At 67.3% G+C, this 20,766-nt stretch carries 18 protein-coding genes and 1 tRNA gene; 9 read left to right on the top strand and 10 right to left on the bottom strand.

The annotated features are described in order from the left end of the window. Positions 1-165: 165 nt before the first annotated feature. Complete coding sequence (locus tag AC2FAN_RS04450) at positions 166-1,095, bottom strand: lytic transglycosylase domain-containing protein (RefSeq protein WP_485172845.1); 930 nt, start codon at positions 1,093-1,095, stop codon at positions 166-168. A 138-nt stretch (positions 1,096-1,233) separates the two neighbouring features. Here AC2FAN_RS04450 and AC2FAN_RS04445 point away from each other — a divergent pair, with 138 nt between their 5' ends. After that, positions 1,234-2,292 carry a hypothetical protein gene (locus AC2FAN_RS04445; protein WP_485172844.1) on the top strand — a complete coding sequence of 353 codons (1,059 nt, stop codon included), beginning with the start codon at positions 1,234-1,236 and terminating at the stop codon, positions 2,290-2,292. 14 nt (positions 2,293-2,306) lie between these two features. Here AC2FAN_RS04445 and AC2FAN_RS04440 read toward each other — a convergent pair. Further along, a tRNA-Val gene (locus AC2FAN_RS04440) sits at positions 2,307-2,381 on the bottom strand. Between the two features lie 36 nt (positions 2,382-2,417). Continuing rightward, entirely contained in the window at positions 2,418-3,107 is a 690-nt protein-coding gene (gene gph, locus AC2FAN_RS04435; RefSeq protein WP_485172843.1) for a phosphoglycolate phosphatase, read from the bottom strand. 167 nt (positions 3,108-3,274) lie between these two features. On the opposite strand from gph, the gene AC2FAN_RS04430 reads away from it, so the two are divergent. The 3 genes from AC2FAN_RS04430 to AC2FAN_RS04420 all read left to right on the top strand — a co-directional run bounded on the left by AC2FAN_RS04430 (position 3,275) and on the right by AC2FAN_RS04420 (position 5,086). Beyond that, a complete protein-coding gene (locus tag AC2FAN_RS04430) occupies positions 3,275-3,661 on the top strand; it encodes a hypothetical protein (protein ID WP_485172842.1) in 387 nt (128 codons plus the stop codon). A gap of 108 nt (positions 3,662-3,769) precedes the next feature. Beyond that, a complete protein-coding gene (gene rpiA, locus AC2FAN_RS04425) occupies positions 3,770-4,471 on the top strand; it encodes a ribose-5-phosphate isomerase RpiA (protein WP_485172841.1) in 702 nt (233 codons plus the stop codon). A gap of 117 nt (positions 4,472-4,588) precedes the next feature. Next, positions 4,589-5,086 (top strand): DUF2059 domain-containing protein, encoded by a 498-nt coding sequence (locus AC2FAN_RS04420; RefSeq protein WP_265052618.1) that lies wholly within the window; start codon positions 4,589-4,591, stop codon positions 5,084-5,086. Between the two features lie 81 nt (positions 5,087-5,167). Here the strand turns inward: AC2FAN_RS04420 and AC2FAN_RS04415 are convergent, their stop codons facing one another. Then, the gene (locus AC2FAN_RS04415; protein ID WP_265052619.1) at positions 5,168-6,598 is read right to left on the bottom strand and encodes an APC family permease; all 1,431 of its coding nucleotides are present in this window, start codon (positions 6,596-6,598) and stop codon (positions 5,168-5,170) included. 170 nt (positions 6,599-6,768) lie between these two features. Here AC2FAN_RS04415 and AC2FAN_RS04410 point away from each other — a divergent pair, with 170 nt between their 5' ends. Continuing rightward, entirely contained in the window at positions 6,769-7,812 is a 1,044-nt protein-coding gene (locus AC2FAN_RS04410) for an SDR family oxidoreductase (protein ID WP_485172840.1), read from the top strand. On the opposite strand, the gene AC2FAN_RS04405 is transcribed toward AC2FAN_RS04410, so the two are convergent. The 3 genes from AC2FAN_RS04405 to AC2FAN_RS04395 all read right to left on the bottom strand — a co-directional run bounded on the left by AC2FAN_RS04405 (position 7,793) and on the right by AC2FAN_RS04395 (position 10,854). Beyond that, positions 7,793-9,292 carry a tripartite tricarboxylate transporter permease gene (locus tag AC2FAN_RS04405; protein ID WP_265052621.1) on the bottom strand — a complete coding sequence of 500 codons (1,500 nt, stop codon included), beginning with the start codon at positions 9,290-9,292 and terminating at the stop codon, positions 7,793-7,795. The two genes, AC2FAN_RS04410 and AC2FAN_RS04405, sit on opposite strands and share 20 nt — an antisense overlap. Before the next feature lie 16 nt (positions 9,293-9,308). Next, a complete protein-coding gene (locus AC2FAN_RS04400; RefSeq protein WP_485172839.1) occupies positions 9,309-9,788 on the bottom strand; it encodes a tripartite tricarboxylate transporter TctB family protein in 480 nt (159 codons plus the stop codon). Positions 9,789-9,888: 100 nt separating this feature from the next. Continuing rightward, positions 9,889-10,854 carry a Bug family tripartite tricarboxylate transporter substrate binding protein gene (locus AC2FAN_RS04395; protein ID WP_485172838.1) on the bottom strand — a complete coding sequence of 322 codons (966 nt, stop codon included), beginning with the start codon at positions 10,852-10,854 and terminating at the stop codon, positions 9,889-9,891. A gap of 226 nt (positions 10,855-11,080) precedes the next feature. On the opposite strand from AC2FAN_RS04395, the gene AC2FAN_RS04390 reads away from it, so the two are divergent. The 3 genes from AC2FAN_RS04390 to AC2FAN_RS04380 all read left to right on the top strand — a co-directional run bounded on the left by AC2FAN_RS04390 (position 11,081) and on the right by AC2FAN_RS04380 (position 15,354). Further along, positions 11,081-12,340: an O-antigen ligase family protein gene (locus AC2FAN_RS04390; protein WP_485172837.1), complete on the top strand. Its 1,260-nt coding sequence runs from the start codon at positions 11,081-11,083 to the stop codon at positions 12,338-12,340. Between the two features lie 9 nt (positions 12,341-12,349). Further along, positions 12,350-13,720 (top strand): glutathione-disulfide reductase, encoded by a 1,371-nt coding sequence (gene gor / locus AC2FAN_RS04385; RefSeq protein WP_485172836.1) that lies wholly within the window; start codon positions 12,350-12,352, stop codon positions 13,718-13,720. Between the two features lie 248 nt (positions 13,721-13,968). Next, entirely contained in the window at positions 13,969-15,354 is a 1,386-nt protein-coding gene (locus AC2FAN_RS04380) for a class II 3-deoxy-7-phosphoheptulonate synthase (protein WP_265052626.1), read from the top strand. A 70-nt stretch (positions 15,355-15,424) separates the two neighbouring features. Here the strand turns inward: AC2FAN_RS04380 and AC2FAN_RS04375 are convergent, their stop codons facing one another. Beyond that, on the bottom strand, positions 15,425-16,255 hold the full coding sequence (locus AC2FAN_RS04375; RefSeq protein WP_265052627.1) for an outer membrane protein: 831 nt from the start codon (positions 16,253-16,255) through the stop codon (positions 15,425-15,427). Between the two features lie 152 nt (positions 16,256-16,407). Here AC2FAN_RS04375 and gltX point away from each other — a divergent pair, with 152 nt between their 5' ends. After that, positions 16,408-17,760 carry a glutamate--tRNA ligase gene (gene gltX, locus AC2FAN_RS04370; protein ID WP_485172835.1) on the top strand — a complete coding sequence of 451 codons (1,353 nt, stop codon included), beginning with the start codon at positions 16,408-16,410 and terminating at the stop codon, positions 17,758-17,760. 119 nt (positions 17,761-17,879) lie between these two features. Here the strand turns inward: gltX and AC2FAN_RS04365 are convergent, their stop codons facing one another. Both AC2FAN_RS04365 and AC2FAN_RS04360 read right to left on the bottom strand, forming a co-directional pair. Further along, the gene (locus AC2FAN_RS04365; protein WP_265052629.1) at positions 17,880-19,202 is read right to left on the bottom strand and encodes an MFS transporter; all 1,323 of its coding nucleotides are present in this window, start codon (positions 19,200-19,202) and stop codon (positions 17,880-17,882) included. A gap of 189 nt (positions 19,203-19,391) precedes the next feature. After that, complete coding sequence (locus AC2FAN_RS04360; protein ID WP_485172834.1) at positions 19,392-20,546, bottom strand: DUF2865 domain-containing protein; 1,155 nt, start codon at positions 20,544-20,546, stop codon at positions 19,392-19,394. Positions 20,547-20,766 lie beyond the last annotated feature (220 nt).

Raw genomic sequence — 20,766 nt, 5'->3', positions numbered from 1 at the left:
GACGGTCGGGACGGCGTTGGACATGAAGTTGACATGGAAAAGTCAACGTCTCCTCAATGTCCTGTCAGCTTCGCCGGCCCCCGGCAATCGGACTCCAATCACAACGCTGAGAGCTTTCGAGCTTTGCCGTTCTGCGTTGCGCGCAAGCAACATGCGGCCGGCATCTCAGCTCCGCAGAACCACGCAGGCGCCGCGATCGGCCTGGATGCGCCGGCAGAGCGCGCTGGCCTCGGCGCGTGTCGCGGCCGGCAGCCGCACCCGGTAGAAGGCGCGTGTGCCCCGGCTGCGCAGCCGCGTGCCGATCACCATCGGCTGGAGCTCGCCGATGATCGCCCGGTGGCGCGCGCCGGCGCGTTGGAAGCTGGCGAGCGCGCGCGCCTTCGAGAAGTTGCCGGCGAGCTGCACGCCCCAGGGCGCGAAGGGCGCCTCCGCGATCATGGGCAGGGCCGGGCGCGATTGCCGGATGGCGATCAGCGTCGGCGCGCATGCGGTCTGTGGATCACGCGTCGCCGGTCGAGGCGGCGGAGAGCGCCCGTCGCCGTTGGCGACATTGCGCGCCTCCTCCGCCCAATCCTCGACCGAGGCGCCGGTGATCAGCAGGACATAGTTCTCCGTCTCCATCGGGAGAAAGCGGGATTGCCCGGCGGCGCGGGCGGCGAGCCAGCCGGCGAGGCGGTTCGGACCCCCATTATACGCGGCGGCCGCGAGCCCCCAATTGCCGAAGCGATCCCGCAGATCGGCCAGGAAATGCGCCGCCTTGGGCACGGCCTGCTCGGGGTCGAACGGATCGACAAGGCCGCGCTCGCGCGCCGTGCCGGGCATGAACTGCGCCACGCCCTGCGCACCGGCCGGGCTGGTGACATGTGGGCGGAAACTCGATTCCTGGAAGATCAGGCGGGTCAGGAAGGCTGGAGGTACCGAATGCGTCCGCGCGGCGTCATCGATCAGCCGGCAGAGCGCATCCTGGATGCCAGAGGATGGCGGCAAGGGCTCCTCGGCAGCCTGGCCCGAGCCGGGCAGCAGACTGAACGCGAGCAACATCGCGGCGAGCCGTTTCGCAGGACTGGCCAGGCGGCGGAGGGCGCCGGAGATCATGCGGTTTCTCTCGCATGTTCGCGCCCCGGCTGCCAGCGGGGGGCGGCTTTCGGTTGTGGCCGGGGCGCCGCCTGTGCGAAGAGGGCGCCGCGCCGGCGCGTCGGTCGGTGCTGCGGGAATTGGGAGTGCACGGCCGCAATGGCGAAGGCCTGGGTCATCTGGTCGCGATGGTTCCTGGTAGCGGCCGCAGGCTGCGCCGGCCTGCTGTTCGCGTTCATCGCCGTGCTCGATCCCTTCGGCTTACGGGTTGTCGCAGGGCAGGCGGCGCGGCCGATCATGGATATCAACCAGCGCTTCATGTACCCGCAGCTCGTGCGCTCCGGCCGCTTCGACGCGGCGGTGCTCGGCACCTCGACGATGCGGCTCCTCGATCCGCAGACGCTGTCGCGCGGGCTCGACGCTCGTTTCGTCAATCTCGCGATGAATGCCGCGACGCCCTGGGAGCAGCTCCAGATGGCCGGGCTGTTCCGGGATCAGGTCCGGGCGCCCAAGCGAATCATCTGGGGCTTCGATACGACCTGGTGCGAACCCGACGCCACCGATCCGGCAAAGCGCCTGACGCCGCGGCCCGTGCCGGCCTGGCTCTCGCGCGACGTGCGCTGGACCGATTGGCCCAAGCTCCTCAACCTTACAAATATCGAGATCGCCGGCCGGCTGATGGCCTATCGTCTCGGCTGGTCGCGGGAGCGCATCCGGGGCGATGGCTACGAGGTCTTCACGCCGCCGGAGGCGAGCTACGATCTCGCCCGGGCGCGGAGCCACATCTATGCCGGCAGCGGCGGCAAGCCGGTCGACCTGGAACCCCTCGCGGTTCCGGCGGCAGTCCCGGAGACGGAGCGTGCCGGCTGGCGCTTCCCGGCGCTGGCCTGGCTGGAGGGGGCGATCGCCGCCTTCCCGAAGGAAACACAGGTGATGCTCGTCCTGCCGCCGGCCCATCTGATGGCCTATCCGCGCGAGGGCTCCGCGGGCGGGCAGCGCTATGCCGCCTGCAAGGCCGGGATCGCCGCCTTGGCCCACCGCCATGGCGCGACCGTCGTCGACTACGCCCACGCGTCACCCATCACGGCGGAGGATGCGAACTACTGGGACCCGCTGCATTTCCGTCTGCCGATCGCTGTACGGTTCGGCGACGAACTAGTGGCAATCGCGAAGGGAAATCCGCCGCTCGTGGATCGCGCGGCGCGCGTCTTGCGCTGACGATGTCGGGAAAATGGTGGGCGATACAGGGATCGAACCTGTGACCCCTCCCGTGTGAAGGGAGTGCTCTACCGCTGAGCTAATCGCCCGGACCGGCCCTCTCCTAGTCGGCGCATCTCATGCCGTCAAGGACGTGCGGGCACCAGATTGAGCGCGCGATCCACAGCTTCGGGCAGCTCGCCGAAATGCTGGATGATGAAATCAGGCTCCAGCGTCTCGATCGGCACGTCGGTATAGCCGAAGGGCACGCAGATCGAAGGAATGCCGGCCGCGCGTGCCGTGGCGATGTCCGTGCGCGAATCGCCGATCATCACGGCGCGCGCCGGATCGGCCTTTGCCGCCTCGATGGTCAGGGTGAGGTGGCGCGGATCCGGCTTGAAGAAGGGGAAGCTGTCGCGCCCGGCGACGGAGGCGAAGCGCTCGCTGATGCCGAAATGGTCGAGGATCAGGCGGGTGTGCAGGATCGGCTTGTTGGTGCAGACCGCAAGCGCATAGCCTTCACCGGCAAGCGCATCGAGGGCGCCGAGCACGCCGTCGAAGAGATGGCTCTGCGATGCGACATCCTCGGCGTAGATCAGCAGGAAATCCTCGAACAGCCGTTCCAGCGTATCGGCCGTGAGCGGCCGTCCCGACACCTTGAAGCCGCGTTCGATCAGCGCGCGTGCGCCGGCGCCGACGAGTTCGCGCGCGCGCTCCAGCGGCAGTGCCGTCAGACCCTCACGCACCAGGATGACGTTCAGCACCCGCATGATGTCGGGCGCGGTCTCTGCGAGCGTTCCGTCGAGATCGAACACGACGATCGGGGGCAGGCTCATGACATGACCTTCAGGGCAGGGCGGCGGATGGCTCGCTTATCAGATGGCTGGCTTAAAGGAGTTCGCGGGCCTGCTGGCAAGCACTTCTCGACCACCTCCCCAAATTCGCCGCGCATGATGGTATCGTTCGCGCGATTCGTCGCACCCTCGGCGGCAGGGAAAGTGTCATGTCGAAGATCATCGCAACACCGGCCGGCGTGGCGCGGCTGGCGCTCGGAGCCGGGCTCTCTCTGCTGTGCGCGGGCTCTGCCCTGGCAGGGCCGTTCGAGTTCGCCCCGGCGCCGCAGAACGACCTCAACCGCGTCTACCGCATCGACAAGGCGACCGGCGAGGTCGGCGCCTGTCAGTTCCAGCTCAAGGAGGGCGGCGTCGGCGTCACCGTCTGCTTCCCGGCGGGAGAGGGCGCCGGCCCGCAGGCGCCGAGCGACTATGGGCTGATGCCGTCCCGGCACGAGCGCGAAGGCGGCATCTTCCGCGTCAATATCCGCACCGGCGAGATGAGCATCTGCTACGTCTTCGACGACAAGACGGTGTGCACGCCGCAGACGAAATGAGGTTTTGCGCCGCTGGGATGCTGGACATGGGGCATCCGGCGCGGCAGGAGAGCGGCGCTATCCGCTGCGGATGGCGGCCGGTTTCCGCAATTCGACCCAGGCAGTGCCATGAACGCCGATGATCTGAAGAAGCAGGCTGCCGCCCGCGCCCTTGAACTCGTGCGGCCCGGCATGCGGCTGGGCCTCGGTACGGGCTCCACGGCGAAGCACTTCGTCGACCTGCTCGGTGTGAAGGTCGCTTCCGGTTTCGATATCCTCTGCGTCGCCACCTCCGAGGTTACGCAGGCGCAGGCCGTATCGCTCGGCATTCCGATGTCGACGCTCGACGAGACGCCCGCGCTCGATCTGACGGTCGACGGTGCCGACGAACTCGATCCGCAGCTTCGCCTGATCAAGGGCGGCGGGGCGGCGCTGCTGCGCGAGAAGATCGTCGCCGCGGCCTCCGCGCGCATGATCGTGATCGCCGATGACGGCAAGCTGGTGCAGACGCTCGGCCGCTACCCGCTGCCGATCGAGGTCGTGCCCTTCGGCCTGGAGGCGACGCGCCGCGCGGTGGCGGAGGCCATTGCCGCGTCTGGAGCTGCCGGCGCGCTTTCGCTGCGCCAGCGGGCGGACGGCACGACGCTCGTCACCGATGGCGGGCATTTCATCCTCGACGCCCATCTCGGCGCCATAGAGCGGCCGGAATTATTGGCTCAGGCTCTCAACGCGGTGCCGGGCGTGATGGAGCACGGCCTGTTCATCGGGCTTGCCACCGGCGCGATCCTGGCCGGGGCGGACGGGTTGAAGATCCTCGGTCGGATCGACTGATTCCATTCCTGCGCGATCCACGCTAAGGAACGCGCGAACAACGGTCGGCTCGGCACGGGCCGGTGGCGCTGCCGGGCTCATCGCCCGGTCCGTCCAAGATGAAGGGGTTTTGACCGCATGATCCGCCATACTCTCGCCAGCCTGGCCCTCGGCCTCGTGCTTCTCGGTGCCGCGCCGGCTTCTGCCCAGGCGCCGACATTGACGCCGAGCCACCTCCAGCTCGCCCGCGAGGTCATGGATCTGACCGGCGTCACGCAGAACGTGAACAACATCTATCTGGAGTTCCAGGACAGCGCGAAGCAGCTGGTCTCGACCCGGCCCGAAGCCACGAAGGACATGGAAGCCGTCATCAACGAGCTGAAGCCGGAGGCGGACAAGCGCACCGACGAGATGCTCAGGACCTCTGCCGCCGTATTTGCCAGCAAGATGACGGAAGCCGATCTCAAGGAGATCACGGCTTTCTTCAAGTCGCCGGTCGGGCAGCGCTACACCAGCCTGCGGACCGAGGCGATGAAGGATATCATTCCGCTGCTTCAGCCCTGGAGCGTGCAGACCAGCAACTATCTCTTCGACCGGTTCTCGCAGGAGATGCGCAAGCGCGGCCATACGCTCTGACGCTGCCTGCGATCCAAGACCGGATCATCTCATGGACGCCTCCCTTTCCGTCGGAAGGGGAGGCGTTTTCTTTTTCGCGGCTCAGTTGACCGGGCCGGCGCCGCCTATGTCTTCCATCAGCGGGTCGCCCGGATGCGTGCCGGTCCTGCGGTTGACCATGACGGTCACGACCCACAGCAGCACGCCGATGCCGAGCAGCACGCCGGCGATCGTGTATTGCACCGAGGCCCGCCCGGTCCACGGCCCGGCCAGGAAGGCGCAGGAGATCGCGCCGACGATCGGCAGGAAGGTTGGCGTCCGGAAATGGTCATGGTCGACCGTGTCCTTGCGCAGGACGAGCACGGCGACGTTGACCACGGTGAAGACGCAGAGCAGCAGCAGCGCCGTCGTGCCGCCCAGCGCCGGCACTTCGCCGACGAAGGTGATCAGCGCGAAGGCCAGCAGGCTGGTGAAGCCGATCGCGACATAGGGCGTCCGCCGGGTCTCATGGACCTTGCCCAGAATGGGCGGCAGCACGTGCTCGCGGCTCATGCCGTAGACCAGCCGGCTCGCCATCAGCATGTTGATCAGCGCGCTGTTGGCGACCGCGAACATGGTAATGAAGCCGAAGATCCAGAGCGGGAAGTTCGGCGCGCCGGCCTGCACCACCTTGAGCAGCGGCGTCTCGCCCTCGCCGAGTTGCTCCGGCGGGACGAGCGTGATCGCCGAGATCGAGACCAGCACATAGATCACGCCGGTGATCGCGAGGCCGGCGAGCAGGATGCGCGGGAAGATGCGACTCGGATCCTTGGTCTCCTCGGCCATGTTGACCGAGTCCTCGAAGCCGACCATGGCGAAGAAGGCGAGCGTCGTGGCCGCGATGACCGGCCAGAACATGCCGCCATCGGCGGTGGTCTTGAACTGCATCACGCGCGAGACGTCGCCCTGGCCGGCGGCGATAGCCATCAGGCCGATGGTGATGATGATCAGCAGGCCGGTCAGCTCGACGCAGGTCAGCACCACATTGGCCTTCACGCTCTCGCCGACGCCGCGCAGGTTGACCACGGCGACGATCGCCATGAAGCCGAGCCCGATCAGCGTGATGCCGATGCCGCCGGAGAGCCCGAGGCCCAGGGCGTTCGACATGTTCGCGGCGAAGGCGCGCGAGGCCGTCGAGGCGGAGGTGATGCCCGAGCACATCACCGCGAAAGCGACGATGAAGGTGACGAAATGGATGCCGAAGGCCTTGTGCGTGTAGAGCGCGGCGCCGGCGGCCTTGGGATATTTCGTGACGAGTTCGAGATAGCTGAAGGCTGTCACCATCGCCACGGCGAAGGCCACGAGGAACGGCAGCCAGACGACGCCGCCGACCTGGTTCGCCACCTGCCCGGTCAGGGCATAGATGCCCGTGCCGAGGATGTCGCCGACGATAAAGAGAAGCAGGAGCCAAGGGCCCATGACGCGGTGCAGGCTGGGCTCCGCGGTGGCGGGCTGGCCCTTCTCGGCCTGCGCGCCAAGCGAGATGTCGCTCATCGATAGTCTCCCTCTGCCGCGGCATCGAGCGCGATGCCGGCCTTGGGACAACACAGTTCCGCCGTATTTGTTCACGCGCAGGTGGCGAGACGGAGGGGCTGGCCGCTGGCGTTTGTCGTAAGCCCGGCCTATCTGCGTGCTCTCGCTGCTGCTGCGCCGGAGCCCGGATCATGACCCGCGATCTCGTCCTCGTGACCGGAGGCTCCGGCTTCCTCGCCGGTCACTGCATCCTGGCGCTGCTCCAGGCCGGTTATGACGTCCGGGCCACGCTGCGCTCGCCGGCACGGGAGAGCGGGCTGAGGGACGCCTTGAGGCTGGCCGGGATCGATGCGGGCGAACGACTGCAGATCGCGATTGCCGATTTGATGCTGGACGAGGGCTGGGACGAGGCGGCTTCGGGTTGCTCCCATGTGCTGCACGTCGCCTCGCCGCTGGCTGCCGCCGTTCCCAAGGATGAGGACCAGCTGATCCGCCCGGCGCGCGAAGGCACCCTGCGCGTCCTGCGCGCCGCGCATCGGGCCGGTGTGAAGCGCGTGGTTCTGACCTCGTCCTTCGCGGCCATCGGCTACGGACGCGCGCTGAAGCGCCCTTATGACGAGCGCGACTGGACCGACCCGTTGGCGCCCGGCCTGGCGGCCTATCCGAAATCGAAGGCGCTGGCAGAGCGGGCGGCCTGGGATTTCGTCGATGGGGAAGGGCAGGGGCTCGAGCTTGCCGTGGTCAATCCTGTCGGCATCTTCGGCCCTTTGCTGGGACCGGATCTCTCGGCCTCGATCCTGCTGGTCAAGACCATGCTGGAAGGGAAGCTCTGGGCCGTTCCCCGCCTGATGTTCGGCGTCGTCGACGTGCGCGACGTTGCCGATCTGCATCTGCGCGCGATGACCGATCCGGCCGCGGCCGGTGAGCGCTTCCTCGCCACTGCCGGCGACTTCATGACGATGCAGGCCATTGCCCAGGCGCTGAAGGACGGCCTCGGCGAGCTTGCTGCCGGTGTTTCCACGCGCGTGCTGCCGGACTGGCTGGTGCGCTTCGCCGCACGCTTCAGCGCGACCGCGCGTCAGGCTGCTACCCCCGAGCTCGGCCGCGTCAAGACCGCGACCAGCGCCAAGGCTCAGGCCATGCTGGGCTGGCAGCCACGCCCGGCTGCGGAGGCTCTCGTCGCGACCGGCGAGAGCCTGCTCCGGCTCGGCCTCGTCAGTCCTCCGCGGCCTTGAACCGGTTCAGCCCCTGCATCGCGAAGGGCGCGACCAGGGCAAGCAAGGCGATGCCGAGCAGCGTCGCCGAGATCGGGTTTTCCAGCAGGATCATCGGGTCGCCGAGGCTGATCTGCAAGGCGCGGCGCAATTGTTGCTCCGCCATCGGCCCGAGGATGAGCCCGACCACCATCGGCGCGACCGGATAGTCGTAGCGGCGCATCAGATAGCCGAGGAAGCCGAAGGCGAAGAGCATGGCGAGCTCGACCGGCGAGCCGTTGACCGCGAGCGTGCCCATCGTCGCGAAGACGAGGATGCCGGCATAGAGCCAGGGCTGCGGGATCGCCAGCAGACGGACCCAGAGACCGATCAGCGGCAGGTTCAGGATCACCAGCATGACGTTGGCGATGAACAGCGAGGCGATCAGGCCCCAGACTAGGTCCGGCTTCTCGGCGAAGAGCAGCGGCCCGGGGTTCAGCCCGTATTGCTGGAAGCCGGCGAGCATGATCGCCGCCGTCGCCGAGGTCGGCAGGCCGAGCGTCAGCAGCGGCACCAGCGTGCCGGCGGCCGACGCGTTGTTGGCGGCCTCCGGCCCGGCGACGCCCTCGATCGCGCCCTTGCCGAATTCGTCGGGGTACTTGCAGAGCTTCTTCTCGGTCGAATAGCTGAGGAAGGTCGGCACCTCGGCGCCGCCGGCCGGCAGCGCGCCGATCGGGAAGCCGAAGGCGGTGCCGCGCAGCCAGGGCGCCCAGGAGCGCTTCCAGTCCTCCTTGGTCATCCACAGCGAGCCCTTGATCGGAATGATCTCCTCGGGATCGCGGAAGCGCTTGGAGGCGACATAGAAGGCCTCGCCCACGGCGAAGAGGCCGACGGCAAGTGTCGTGACCTCGACGCCGTTGAGCAGTTCCGGCACGCCGAATGTCAGCCGCGCCTGGCCGGTCAGCTTGTCGATGCCGACGAGCCCCAGCGTGATGCCGAGGAACAGGCTGGTGAGGCCGCGCAAGGGCGAGTCGCCAAAGGTCGCCGAAACCGTGACGAAGGCGACGATCATCAGCGCGAAATAGTCCCAAGGGCCGAACTTCACCGCGATCTCGACCAGCCACGGCGCCAGGAAGGCGAGGCCGATCGTCGCGATCAGGCCTGCGACGAAGGAGCCGATCGCCGAGGTCGCGAGAGCAGGTCCGCCGCGCCCGGCCTTGGCCATCTTCGAGCCTTCGAGCGCGGTGGCGAGCGAGGCGCTTTCGCCGGGTGCGTTGAGCAGGATCGCGGTGGTCGAGCCGCCATACATGCCGCCGTAGTAGATGCCGGCGAACATGATCAGGGAGCCCGCCGGATCGAGCTTGAAGGTGACCGGCAGCAACAGCGCGACCGTGAGCGCCGGGCCGATGCCCGGCAGCACGCCGACGGCGGTGCCGAGGAAGACGCCGATCAGGCAGAAGACCAGCTTGGAGGGCTCGAGGGCGACGGTGAAGCCGTGGAGCAGCGAGAGCAGAGTATCCATGGGGTTCAGCTCCGCCTCAGAGGAAAAGACGCTCGAGCGGGCCCGACGGCAGGATCAGCGTCAGGAGCTTGGCGAAGACGAGAAAGATCGCGAGGCCCAGCACGAGGCCGATCGCGGCGTCGACGAGCAGGGCCTGCCGGCCCATGCCGCGCGCGGTGCAGGCGAACACGACCGCGATGGCGATGCTGAAGCCGCCGCCGAGCCCGATGCAGGCGATCAGGAAGACGAGCCCGCCCGCGATCCACAAGAGCGCATTGCGATCGGCCTCTTCCGGTTCCGGCAGCCCCTCGCGGAAGGCGACGAAGAAATGCGCCAGGCCGAGGATGACGAGCCCGCTCGCCACCACATAGGGCATGGCTGTCGGGCCGACGCCATAGGTCGAGGTGATGGTTTGCTGGGAGGCGTCGTAGCCGACCAGCGCGGCGACGATCAGGAGCAGAACGCCCACGATCAGGGCCGGCTTGTTGGCACCTTGCGTGCGAGTCTCGTTCGTCATGGCGTTCCCGCGGGTGGTGGCCGGCGCCTTCGCAGCGCTTCTGGCGGTGAGAAAAGGGGCCGGTTTCCCGGCCCCTGCTGATTTTGGCTTTTTCGGCGGCTTACTTCACCAGGCCGACTTCGGTCATCACCTTGCCGACACGCTCGATCTCGGCCTTCTGGAAGGCGGCGAATTCCGCGCCGCCGAGGAAGGCGTCGTCCCAGCCGCGTGCCTTGAGGATCTCGCCCCATTCCTTCGTCTTGACGAGCTTGGCGACGGTCTCCTGCAGAGCCTTCTCCTGATCGGCCGAGAGGCCGGGAGGAGCGACGACCGAGCGCCAGTTCAGCAGCTCGAGATCGATGCCCTGCTCCTTCAGCGTCGGGGCGTCCGGCGCATTCTCCAGGCGCTTGCCGGCGGAGACGGCGAGCACGCGCAGCTTGCCGGCCTTAATCTGGCCCTCGAACTCGCCATAGCCGGAGACGCCGGCCGTGACGCGCCCGCCGAGCATGGCTGCGAGAGCCTCGCCGCCACCCGAGAACGGGATGTAGTTGATCTTCTTGGCATCGGCGCCGACCGCCTGCGCGAACAGCGCCGCCAGGATGTGGTCGGTGCCGCCGGCCGAGCCGCCGGCCCAGGTCACCTTGGCCGGATCGGCCTTCAGGCGCTCGGCCAGATCCTTGGCGGTCTTGAGCGGGGATTCGGTCGGGACGACGATGACCTCGGCCTCGGCGGTGAGGCGCGCGATCGGCGTCACCTGCGTCAGGTTGACCGGCGATTTGTTGAGCAGGATCGCGCCGACCATGACGAAGCCGTTGACCATCAGCTGGTGGCCATCGCCCTTCGCGCCGATGAGCTGGGCGAGGCCGATGGTGCCGCCGGCGCCGGTCACGTTGTTGACCTGCACGCTCTTGACGAGGCCGGAAGCGGTCAGTGCCTGCTGCATCGAGCGCGCCGTGCCGTCCCAGCCGCCGCCGGGCGCGGCGGGAGCCATGATCTTGAGCTCGCTGACTTGGGCGAAGGCCGCCGCCGAGAGAGCCGCGAGCGCCACCGCCGTCAGGGCCGTGCGCTTCAGGATGGTTGTGAGCATGGATTCCTCCGCTTGCGGCTTTGCCGCGGGTTTCTTGAGGCGGCTTCGCCTGTGGCACCTTGCCGCGCCGGTCGTCAATTGCGCCTGATTGCATAATCGGAAGTCAAGAATTTTCGACGGCAGGCAGCTTCCGTCGCATCTTCTATACCTTTCGTTCTACGACCCGCACGTGCCTGCTGATCGAAGCCTCTGGCCGGAAACTCTGCGATCGCGTAATCGCAGGGCCATGAGTTCCTCGATTATCCCCGGTGCTTCCGTGCCGGCTCCCTCGGTCCTTTCGCAGCGTCTTGCCCGCGCCGGCTACGCCCTGTTGGTCGCGCTGCCGCTGGCGATGTGGCTCGCCAATCGCTCGTCGCCGCTGGTCCTGGGATTGGCCGCCCTCTGTTTCCTGTGCTCCGCCCTGGCTGATCGGGGAGTGGCTGACCTCCTGCGGCGCCTGCGCGATGTGCTGCGGACGCCGGTGGGGCTGGCGCTCGGCGCGTTCATGGTGTGGTCGCTCGTGACGATCCTGTGGAGCCACCGGCAGGCCACAAGCCTCGCGATGTGGGGCGAACTGGCGATCCCGCTGGCGAGCGGCCTTGTGATTGCCGCGAGCGGGCGCTTCCGGCCCGGCCGGTTGGAGAGCCGCGCCCTTGCCGTCGCTATCGCCGCCGCAGCGATCTTCATGATCGCGGAACTTGCGACCGGGCTCTCGCTCCGCATCGCGCTCGATATCGGCAGGCAGGTCACCTATATCTTCAACCGTCCGGTGCTGACCTGCCTCGTCCTGCTGCCCGTTGCCGCAGCCGGTCTGCTTCTCGGCAGGGGCAGGGCGGTCTTCGACTGGCTGCTTTGCGCGGTCATGGTCCTCGTCGTGGCGAGCATTTCCTTCGACTCGGAGAGCGGCGCCGCCGGGCTCGGTTTCCTTCTGCTGGCCCTGGCCTGGATCGCGGCCCGGCTCCTGCCGCGTCTGACCCTTGCCGCAGTCGCTCTCGGCTTCGTCGCGACGATGGCGGTCGCCCCCGTGCTCGGTCGGCTCGGCGACGAGGCTCTTCCGGCCTCGCTGCACGAGCGGCTCGCCAATTCCCATTCGCGAGACCGTGTCGATATCTGGCTGAGCTTTGGCGAGGCGATCAGGGCGCGGCCGCTGCTGGGCTCGGGCTTCGGCACCTCGCCGACGCTGGATCGCCACCCCGTGGCGCTTGAAGTTTCGCCGCCGCGCCGCCAATTGCTCGCAGTCGGGCATCCGCATAGCGCGCCGGTCCAGGCCTGGGTCGAGACGGGCGTCGTCGGTGCGATCCTGCTGACCCTTGCCGGCCTCGCTTTCCTGTGGCGCCTCAGGCATCTCGCCGCACGCGACCTCGCGCCGCGCCTGGCGCTGGTCGCCTCGGCCTTCGGGGTGGCGACGGTGGCGCACGGCGCCTGGCAAGGCTGGTGGGTTGCCGCGCTCGCGCTGGCGGCCGTCTGGCTGACCTATGGCTTGCCCTCCGAAGGCAGCGACGGCTGAGAGGATATCATGGCTGATTTCGACGTCGATCTCTTCGTCATCGGTGCCGGTTCCGGCGGCACGCGGGCAGCACGCATCGCATCGGGCCACGGCGCCCGGGTGATGATCGCGGAGGAGGATCGGATCGGCGGCACCTGCGTGATCCGCGGCTGCGTGCCCAAGAAGCTTTTCGTCTATGCCAGCCGCTTCGCCGAGGATTTCGAGGATGCGGCGGGTTTCGGCTGGACGCTGGGCACCAGGCCGTCCTTCGACTGGCCGACCCTGCGCGATGCAGTGGCCAACGAGGTCACGCGGCTTTCCGGCCTCTATCGAAAGGGCTTGGAAGGGGCGAAGGTCGAGATTCGCGAGGAGCGCGCTGTCGTCGAGGGGCCGCACAGCGTGCGGCTGGCCAAGAGCGGCCAGATCATCCGCGCCCGCCACATCCTCGTCGCGACCGGAGGCTGGCCTTCCTTCGATCCGCCGATCCCCGGCGGCGAACTCGGCATCTCCTCGAACGAGGTCTTCCACCTGCCGGTCTTGCCCAAGCGGATGCTCGTGGTCGGCGGCGGCTATATCGCGCTCGAATTCGCCAGCCTCTTTGCCCGGCTCGGCGTTGCGGTCACGCTGCTCCATCGCGGCGACAACATCCTGCGCGGCTTCGACGAGGACATCCGCACGCGGCTGCGCGATGCGCTCGCCCATGCCGGCATCACCTTCCGCCTCGGCTGCACGATCGAGCGCATCGAGGCACTGGCGGACGGAACGCGCCGCGCCCATTGCGCCAGCGGTACGCCGATCGACGCCGACGTCGTCCTGGTCGCGACCGGACGCCGGCCTAACACGAAGGGCCTTGGCCTGGAGCAGGCAGGGGTCGAGCTCGGCCCGCTCGGCGAGATCGTCGTCGACGCGGCCTCCGCCAGCAGTGTGCCGTCGATCCACGCGGTCGGTGACGTCACCAACCGCGTCAACCTGACGCCCGTCGCCATCCGCGAGGGTCATTCCTTCGCCGACAGCATCTTTGGCAGCAAACGCTGGATAGTCGACCACGCCACCATCGCCTCGGCGGTCTTCACCACGCCGGAGGTCGGGACGGTCGGTTTGTCGGAAGGACAGGCTATGGCCGCCGGGCACGACGTCAGGATCTTCGAGTCCGGCTTCCGTCCGATGAAGGCGACGATCTCCGGCCGGCAGGAGCGCATCTATATGAAGCTCGTCGTCGATGTGAAGACCGACCGGGTGCTCGGCGTTCACATCCTCGGTCACGACGCCGGAGAGATCGTCCAAGCTGTCGCCATCGCCGTGACGATGGGCGCGACCAAGGCGGATTTCGACCGCACCGTCGCCCTGCATCCGAGCGCGGCCGAGGAACTCGTGACGATGCGCACGCCGCGCGCCGGCTAGCGCGGGGCAGGGCGCTGCCGGTTTCGGCAGCGTTGAATCAATCTGCGAGGCTGCTCTTCCGCAACATCAACGACTGATGGCATCTCGCTGAATTGAATCGACTTTTCGATATCCGATAGAGTCGGATCGCGCCCGTTTCGCGCGCTGACCGGACTGTGGCTATTCCGGCGCCATGGGTGTATAGCCGCGCGTTCGCGCCACGAAGAGGTAACCACGCGCGATTTCAATGAGCAGGAGCACGTAGTCCCATGTCCGAGCGGTGGACGCCAGAGAGCTGGAGGGCCATGCCCGCCCAGCAGATTCCGGAATATCCGGACCAGGCAGCCTTGAAGGCGGTTGAGCAGCAGCTCGCCGGCTTTCCGCCGCTCGTTTTTGCAGGCGAGGCGCGCAAGCTCAAACGGGCGTTGGGCAAGGTCGCGGCCGGTGAGGCCTTCCTCCTGCAGGGCGGCGACTGCGCCGAGAGCTTCGCCGAGCATTCGGCCGACAATATCCGCGATTTCTTCCGGCTCTTTCTCCAGATGGCCGTGGTGCTGACCTTTGCCGGTGGCTCGCCGGTGGTGAAGGTCGGGCGCATCGCGGGCCAGTTCGCGAAGCCGCGGTCCGCGCCGAACGAGAAGATCGGCGACGTCGAGCTTCCCAGCTACAAGGGCGACATCGTCAACGACATCGCCTTCACGGCCGATGCGCGCATCCCCGATCCGCGCCGCCAGCTCGAGGCCTACAGGCAGTCGGCGGCGACGCTGAACCTGATCCGCGCCTTCGCGACGGGCGGCTATGCCAATCTCGACAACGCGCATCGCTGGATGCTCGGCTTCGTCAAGGACAGCCCGTCCTCGCATCGCTACCAGGAAGTGGCCGAGCGCATCACCGAGGCGCTCGACTTCATGCGCGCCATCGGCATCGATCCGGAAACCCATCCGGAGATGCGCACGACCGACTTCTACACCAGCCACGAGGCGCTGCTGCTCGGTTACGAGCAGGCGATGACGCGCACGGATTCGACCACCGGCGAGTGGTACGACACCTCCGGCCACATGGTCTGGATCGGCGACCGTACGCGCCAGCTCGACCACGCCCATGTCGAGTTCTTCCGCGGCATCAAGAACCCGATCGGCCTGAAATGCGGTCCTTCGACCACGGTCGACGGCCTGCTCAAGCTGATCGAGGTGCTCGATCCGCAGAACCAGCCGGGCCGCCTGACGCTGATCGCCCGCTTCGGTGCCGACAAGGTGTTCGACAACCTGCCGGCCCTGGTGCGCGCCACCAAGCGGGAAGGGCGCAATGTCGTCTGGTCCTGCGATCCGATGCACGGCAACACGGTCAAGGCCGCGAGTGGCTACAAGACGCGTCCCTTCGACCTGATCATGACCGAGGTGAAGAACTTCTTCGCCGTCCATCAGGCCGAAGGCACCCATGCCGGCGGCCTGCATCTGGAGATGACCGGCAAGAACGTCACCGAATGCACCGGCGGCGCGCGCGGCATGACCGATGCGGATCTCAACGACCGCTATCACACGGTCTGCGATCCCCGCCTCAATGCCGAGCAGGCGCTTGAGCTGGCCTTCCTGGTGGCCGAGCTGGTCAAACGCGAGCGTTCCGGCCGCGCCCGGCCGGAGGTCGAGGCCGCCGAGTGAACTGAAGCCAGGCTGAAACGAAAAAGGGCCGGTGCGGATCGCACCGGCCCTTTTTCGTTGGAGAAACAAGTCAGAATTTGATGGCGGCTGCGACGCGGGCGGTGTTGACGTTCACGGTCACGCCTTCGACGTCATTGAAGCTGGTGAAGAGATATTCGCCGCGTACGATCAGGTTTTCTGTGAGTGCGGCTTCGAGGCCGCCGCCGACAGACCAGCCATACCCCCAGACGTCTTTCTTTGCGCCCCCGATTACGCGGGGCCAGCCAAAATAGCTCGTCGTGTAGTTGGAAGCCGGTGTGCGCCAGTCGGAAGCGACGGCGATGTTGGTGTCGAAGCGTCCGGCTGCCGCGCCGATCGTGAAGTACGGCATCAATCGCCCGTAGGCATAGCCGAAGCGGAGGCGAGCGTTGAAATAATCGTTCAGCCGGGCGTTTTGTACAGAGGCGATATAAACATCGCCCGAAGATAGTCGACGACCCTCGAGCGTGGACGCCGTCGTTTCCTGATCGACTCGGGAATATTCGGCCTCGAAACCGAGGATGACATCGCCAAATGCATAGTTATAACCCGCGAACACACCATAGGTCGGTCCGCGATCGTTCCGTGCCGGCGTCAATACCAGCTGGCCGGGGTCCATCTCGCCGAGCACGACTGTGCCGTTGAAGTTGCCGTTGGCGATGTCGAGGACGCCTTTGTCCGTACGGAAGCGAGTCTCGCTCAGCCCGCCGAATCCGCCGAAGTAAAAGCCCGACCAGTTGATGCCGAGATCGGGCGCTGGCGGGGCATCCTCGATCTGAGAGCCGCGCAGCACCGGATAATCAGCCGCAAGGGCAGGGGCTGTGAGAACACCTGTCGCGAGGGCAGCGGCCGCGCATGCAGGCGCGATGGAACGGATACGCATCCTGATCTCCCCGAGCAGCGGTCCGGTTCCATCCGTTTCACCCTGCTCGGCGATGATTCATGCCTTGGTAACCCTAATACCGGGTTAACGGTGCGGAAGCCGGGCAAACGACGCGATTGTCGCCTGCCTGCAAACGCGCCATAAGCCGCCTCATGACATCGCTCGTCGCCACATCGCCCCTGGTTCGCTTCGCGCCGTCGCCCACCGGCTATCTCCATATCGGCAACGCCCGGCCGGCGCTGTTCAACTGGCTGTTCGCCCGCCGGCATGGCGGGCGTTTCCTGCTGCGTTACGACGACACCGACGTCGCCCGTTCGAAGCCGGAATATGCCGATGCCATCGCCGAGGATCTCGGCTGGCTCGGCATCGTGCCCGATCTCGTCATCAGGCAGTCGGAGCGCCTCCCGATCTACGAGGCGGCAGCAGAGCGTTTGCGCCAAGCCGGTCGTCTCTATGCCTGCTACGAGAGCGCCGACGAATTGGACCGCCGCCGCAAGCGCCAGCTCGCCCGCGGCCTGCCGCCGATCTACGACCGCGCTGCGCTGAAGCTCACTGCCGAGCAGAAGGCGGCCTTCGAAGCCGAGGGGCGCAAGCCGCACTGGCGCTTCCTGCTGGAGGCGCGTGAGGTTACCTGGGACGATCTCGTGCGCGGCGCCGCTCATGTCGATTGCGCCTCGCTCTCGGACCCGGTGCTGGTGCGCGAGGACGGCAGCTACCTCTATCACCTGCCGTCTGTCGTCGACGACATCGAGACGGGTGTCACGCACATCGTCCGCGGTGAGGACCATGTGACCAACACGGCGATGCACATCCAGATGTTCGAAGCGCTCGGTGCTGGGCTGCCGACCATGGCACACGTCAACCTATTGACGACCGCGAGCGGCGAGGGGCTGTCCAAGCGCCTTGGTCACCTTTCCCTGCGCGGCCTGCGCGACGGCGGTGTCGAGGCCCTGGCCGTCGCGGCGCTGGCTACGATGGTCGGTACCTCCGACGCGGTGCGCCCGGTGTCGAGCCTCGACGAACTCGCGGGCCTCGTCGAGCTCTCCCATGTCTCGCGCGCGCCGGCTAAGTTCGACGAGAACGAGCTGGCGGTGCTGAGCGCCCGCACGCTCCACCAGCTTCCATTCGCCGCCGTGGCGGGGCGGTTGGCGGCGCTCGGTATCGACGGCGAGGCCTTCTGGCTGGCGGTGCGGGGCAATCTTGCGAAGCTCGATGAAGCCGGCCAGTGGTGGCAGGTCGTCCAGGGACCGGCGACGCCCGTGATCGCGGATCAGCCCTTCGCGGCCACGGCGGCCGGCTTGCTGCCGCAGGAGCCCTTCGATGCCACGACTTGGAAGAGCTGGACGCAGGCCGTAGCCGCCGCGACCGGCGCCAAGGGCAAGGCGCTGTTCATGCCGCTGCGGCAGGCCCTCACAGGGCTGGACCACGGCCCGGAGCTGGCCGCGCTGCTGCCGCTGATCGGGCGCGAGAAGGCGCTGCAGCGGCTCGCCGGCGAGAGCGCCTGAGGACCCTCCGACCCTCATTCTCGGGCGCCGCGCAGCGGCGACCCGAGAATCTCATGCAGGAGAGGCACTGGTTTCCGAGATGCTCGGGTCAAGCCCGAGCATGACGTTCCCGCATTCCCTCACTCGTGGCGGTGCATCGCGGAGCTGTGCTTGGTGTCGCGCATGGTCGAATAGACCAGGAACGACAGGAAGATGACGCCCGCGAGGTAGTAGTAGAACCACTCCTCATGGCCCTGCTGCTTGAAGAACAGCGCGATGGCCGGCGCCGTGCCGCCGAAGATCGAGACCGTCACCGCATAGGGCACGGCGACGCCGGTGGCGCGGATCGCGGTCGGGAACAGCTCGGCTTTCACCACCGCGTTGATCGAGGTGTAACCGGCGGTGAAGATCCAGGCGCCGCAGATCAGCAGGAAAGCCATCCACGCCGATTTCGTGCCGGCGAGCGTGGTCAGGATCGGCACGGTGAGGAGCGTGCCGGCGAGGCCGAAGAACATCAGCATCGGCTTGCGGCCGATCCTGTCGGAGATCAGGCCGTAGATCGGCTGCAGGATCGCCGCGAAGATCAGCGAGCCGGCGATGACATAGGTCGTCACGATGTCGGAGAGCCCGACAGTTTGTCTGACGAAGGTCTGCATATAGGTCGTGAAGGTGTAGAAGGCGGCCGTTCCACCGGCGGTGAGGCCGACCACGATAGCGACCTCGCGCGGATATTTCATCAGGCCCTTGAGCGAGCTCTCGCGCTTCATCGTGCCCTTGGCCGCCTCGAAGGCTTCGGTCTCCTGCATATGCCGCCGCATGAACATCGCGGTCACGGCGAGCAACGCGCCGATGACGAAGGGGATGCGCCAACCCCAGGCGACGAGCTGCTCATGCGTCAGGAAGACGTTCTGGAGCAGCAGCAGCACGAGGATGGCGGTGAGCTGTCCGCCGATCAGCGTGACGTACTGGAAGCTCGAATAGAATCCGCGATGCTCCGGGTCCGCGATCTCGGTGAGGTAGGTGGCGCTCGCCCCATACTCGCCGCCGAGGCTGAGGCCCTCGATGATGCGCGCCAGGGCCAGCAGGACCGGGGCGGCGAAGCCGATCGTCGCATAGGTCGGCGTGAAGGCGATGATCAGCGAGCCAAAGCACATCATCAGGACCGACACCATCAGCGACAGCCGCCGCCCGTAACGATCAGCCAGATGCCCGAACAGCCAGCCGCCGATCGGCCGCACGATGAAGCCGGCGGCGAACAGCGTCGCGGCGTTCAGCTGCTGCACGACCGGATCGTGCGAGGGGAAGAAATGCGGCGCGAAATACAGCGCGAAGGCGGTGTAGGCGTAGAAATCGTACCATTCGACGAGGTTGCCGACGGAGCCGATGAAGATCGCCTTGAGGCGTCTTTTCGCATCGTCGATCTCGATCGGATGGGGATGTGGCGTGGTGGTCGTATCGGACATGGCGGCCTTCTGCAGCTGGGGAGCGTCAGAGGCGAGCGCGCGACCCGAAAGGCCGTGGAGGCGGTCTGGCGGCCTCCCGAAGGGCGGCTTGGGAGCCCTTTTATGCGTCCGTTTTCGGCATGCGTCCAGCGGCCGGCACGCCGTCGCGATGCGTCCGCAATTGCGTTTGGCGCATGGAACTTTGTCGGTTCAGGGCCGAACGAGCTGCGGGCTGAGGTTCGGTGCGAGGTTGGGCGCGACGATGCGCACCGAGCGCCGCTCGCCGGTGACGCTGCGGGATTCGCTCTTCAATCCGTCCTTCTTGTCGAGCACCTTTTCGTCGACGATGCTCGGGCCGACGCCGGCGGACTCGGTGCCCGCCGTCGGCGAATTCTCGGAGGGCATCGGCTTGTCCTCGGCGGCATCCGGCGTGGCGCCCGGTTGCGCCGCCGGTGCCGGCTGGGTGCCGGCCCGCCGCTTCGCATCGGCTTTCGGGTCGAGCTTCGGACGGGAGAGCTCGGCGGCGCGCTGCTCGCTGAGGATCACGTCGCCCTTGCGCTTGTCGAGCAGGTACTCGGCGTTCTTGAGAGCGGCCGACCAGCTTTCGCCCTGGCCCCGGCAGGTGCAGGCGGCATCGAAGCTACGCGTGTATTTTCCGGCATTCGCCAGCGAGGAATAGGGTTGCCCGGTCGAGCGCGAGGCCGCGTTCTGGATATCGCCGCCGGTGCTCATGCCGAAAGCCGTCGTCTCGACGCCGGGGCAGAGCGCCTGGCACATCTCGTCGGCATTGCCGGTGTTGTTGGTCAGCGGGAAGAAAAAGCCGTCGCAGGTCCGGACGCAAACCGTCTGCGGGCCGCCGAGGCGCGGCTTCTCGGGCTCGACAGGCTGCTCCGGGTCGAGCTCCGGCAGGGTCGAATCGATTTCGCCGCGGCGCGGCTCGATCCCGAAGATCGTGTCGAAGAAGCCGCGCGGCTGGGCCCGGCAGTTGTTGTTGATCGCGGCGGCGAGCTGGGCGCGCCGCTGTTCGACGCCGCCGCCCTGGGCCTGGCGCTGCAGCGCCGTATACTGTGACTGCAACTGGCCGAGCTGAGCGCGAATCCCCCCGCATTGCGGCGGGCCCGAATCGAAAATGCCGAACGCGCGCTCGCAGCCCATGGCGCGATACTGGCCGGTGAGCTGCGAAAGCTGGGCGCCCACGCGCTGGGCCGCCTGTGCGGCGCGCGGATCGCCGCCGCTGCGGCCCTGCAGGCTTTCGAGTTCCGAGCGCCAGGCGTCGCAGGACGGCGATTGCGCCGCGGCAGGCCCGCTCAGAGCCGCCAGCGCCAGCAGCGCCATACCGAAACGTCTGGAAAGTCGCAGAATCATCGCAGGTCGGGTCACGCCATCCATTGTCGAAAGCCGGCAAGCCGACTCTGTCCAAGAACACCCGCCAAACACGACGGAACTATGGAGCGGCCTGCGTCGGGGCGCCGCGGACTTGGCTCCTGTTGGAGGCTTCGCATGCCATATTCGGGCCGTGGCAGCAATCCGGGGACGGGCGCGGCGGCGCGGTGGTGGAAAACTCCCGCTTTCGCTAGAAGGGCAG

The organism is Allobosea sp. RIT-PG3_2, assembly GCF_057321085.1.
Note: the sequence above shows the minus strand (reverse complement) of the source record. Positions and strands in the feature narration are given on the sequence as shown.

Excerpts from the sequence above, each read along its gene's own strand:
- AC2FAN_RS04365 (WP_265052629.1), bottom strand. The coding sequence starts at position 19,202 with ATGTCCGATACGACCACCACGCCACATCCCCATCCGATCGAGATCGAC.
- AC2FAN_RS04405 (WP_265052621.1), bottom strand. The coding sequence starts at position 9,292 with ATGGATACTCTGCTCTCGCTGCTCCACGGCTTCACCGTCGCCCTCGAG.
- gph (WP_485172843.1), bottom strand. The coding sequence starts at position 3,107 with ATGAGCCTGCCCCCGATCGTCGTGTTCGATCTCGACGGAACGCTCGCA.
- AC2FAN_RS04415 (WP_265052619.1), bottom strand. The coding sequence starts at position 6,598 with ATGAGCGACATCTCGCTTGGCGCGCAGGCCGAGAAGGGCCAGCCCGCC.
- AC2FAN_RS04445 (WP_485172844.1), top strand. The coding sequence starts at position 1,234 with ATGGCGAAGGCCTGGGTCATCTGGTCGCGATGGTTCCTGGTAGCGGCC.
- gor (WP_485172836.1), top strand. The coding sequence starts at position 12,350 with ATGGCTGATTTCGACGTCGATCTCTTCGTCATCGGTGCCGGTTCCGGC.
- AC2FAN_RS04450 (WP_485172845.1), bottom strand. The coding sequence starts at position 1,095 with ATGATCTCCGGCGCCCTCCGCCGCCTGGCCAGTCCTGCGAAACGGCTC.
- AC2FAN_RS04375 (WP_265052627.1), bottom strand. The coding sequence starts at position 16,255 with ATGCGTATCCGTTCCATCGCGCCTGCATGCGCGGCCGCTGCCCTCGCG.
- AC2FAN_RS04380 (WP_265052626.1), top strand. The coding sequence starts at position 13,969 with ATGTCCGAGCGGTGGACGCCAGAGAGCTGGAGGGCCATGCCCGCCCAG.
- AC2FAN_RS04395 (WP_485172838.1), bottom strand. The coding sequence starts at position 10,854 with ATGCTCACAACCATCCTGAAGCGCACGGCCCTGACGGCGGTGGCGCTC.
- AC2FAN_RS04420 (WP_265052618.1), top strand. The coding sequence starts at position 4,589 with ATGATCCGCCATACTCTCGCCAGCCTGGCCCTCGGCCTCGTGCTTCTC.
- AC2FAN_RS04410 (WP_485172840.1), top strand. The coding sequence starts at position 6,769 with ATGACCCGCGATCTCGTCCTCGTGACCGGAGGCTCCGGCTTCCTCGCC.
- AC2FAN_RS04430 (WP_485172842.1), top strand. The coding sequence starts at position 3,275 with ATGTCGAAGATCATCGCAACACCGGCCGGCGTGGCGCGGCTGGCGCTC.
- AC2FAN_RS04360 (WP_485172834.1), bottom strand. The coding sequence starts at position 20,546 with ATGATTCTGCGACTTTCCAGACGTTTCGGTATGGCGCTGCTGGCGCTG.
- AC2FAN_RS04390 (WP_485172837.1), top strand. The coding sequence starts at position 11,081 with ATGAGTTCCTCGATTATCCCCGGTGCTTCCGTGCCGGCTCCCTCGGTC.
- rpiA (WP_485172841.1), top strand. The coding sequence starts at position 3,770 with ATGAACGCCGATGATCTGAAGAAGCAGGCTGCCGCCCGCGCCCTTGAA.
- gltX (WP_485172835.1), top strand. The coding sequence starts at position 16,408 with ATGACATCGCTCGTCGCCACATCGCCCCTGGTTCGCTTCGCGCCGTCG.
- AC2FAN_RS04400 (WP_485172839.1), bottom strand. The coding sequence starts at position 9,788 with ATGACGAACGAGACTCGCACGCAAGGTGCCAACAAGCCGGCCCTGATC.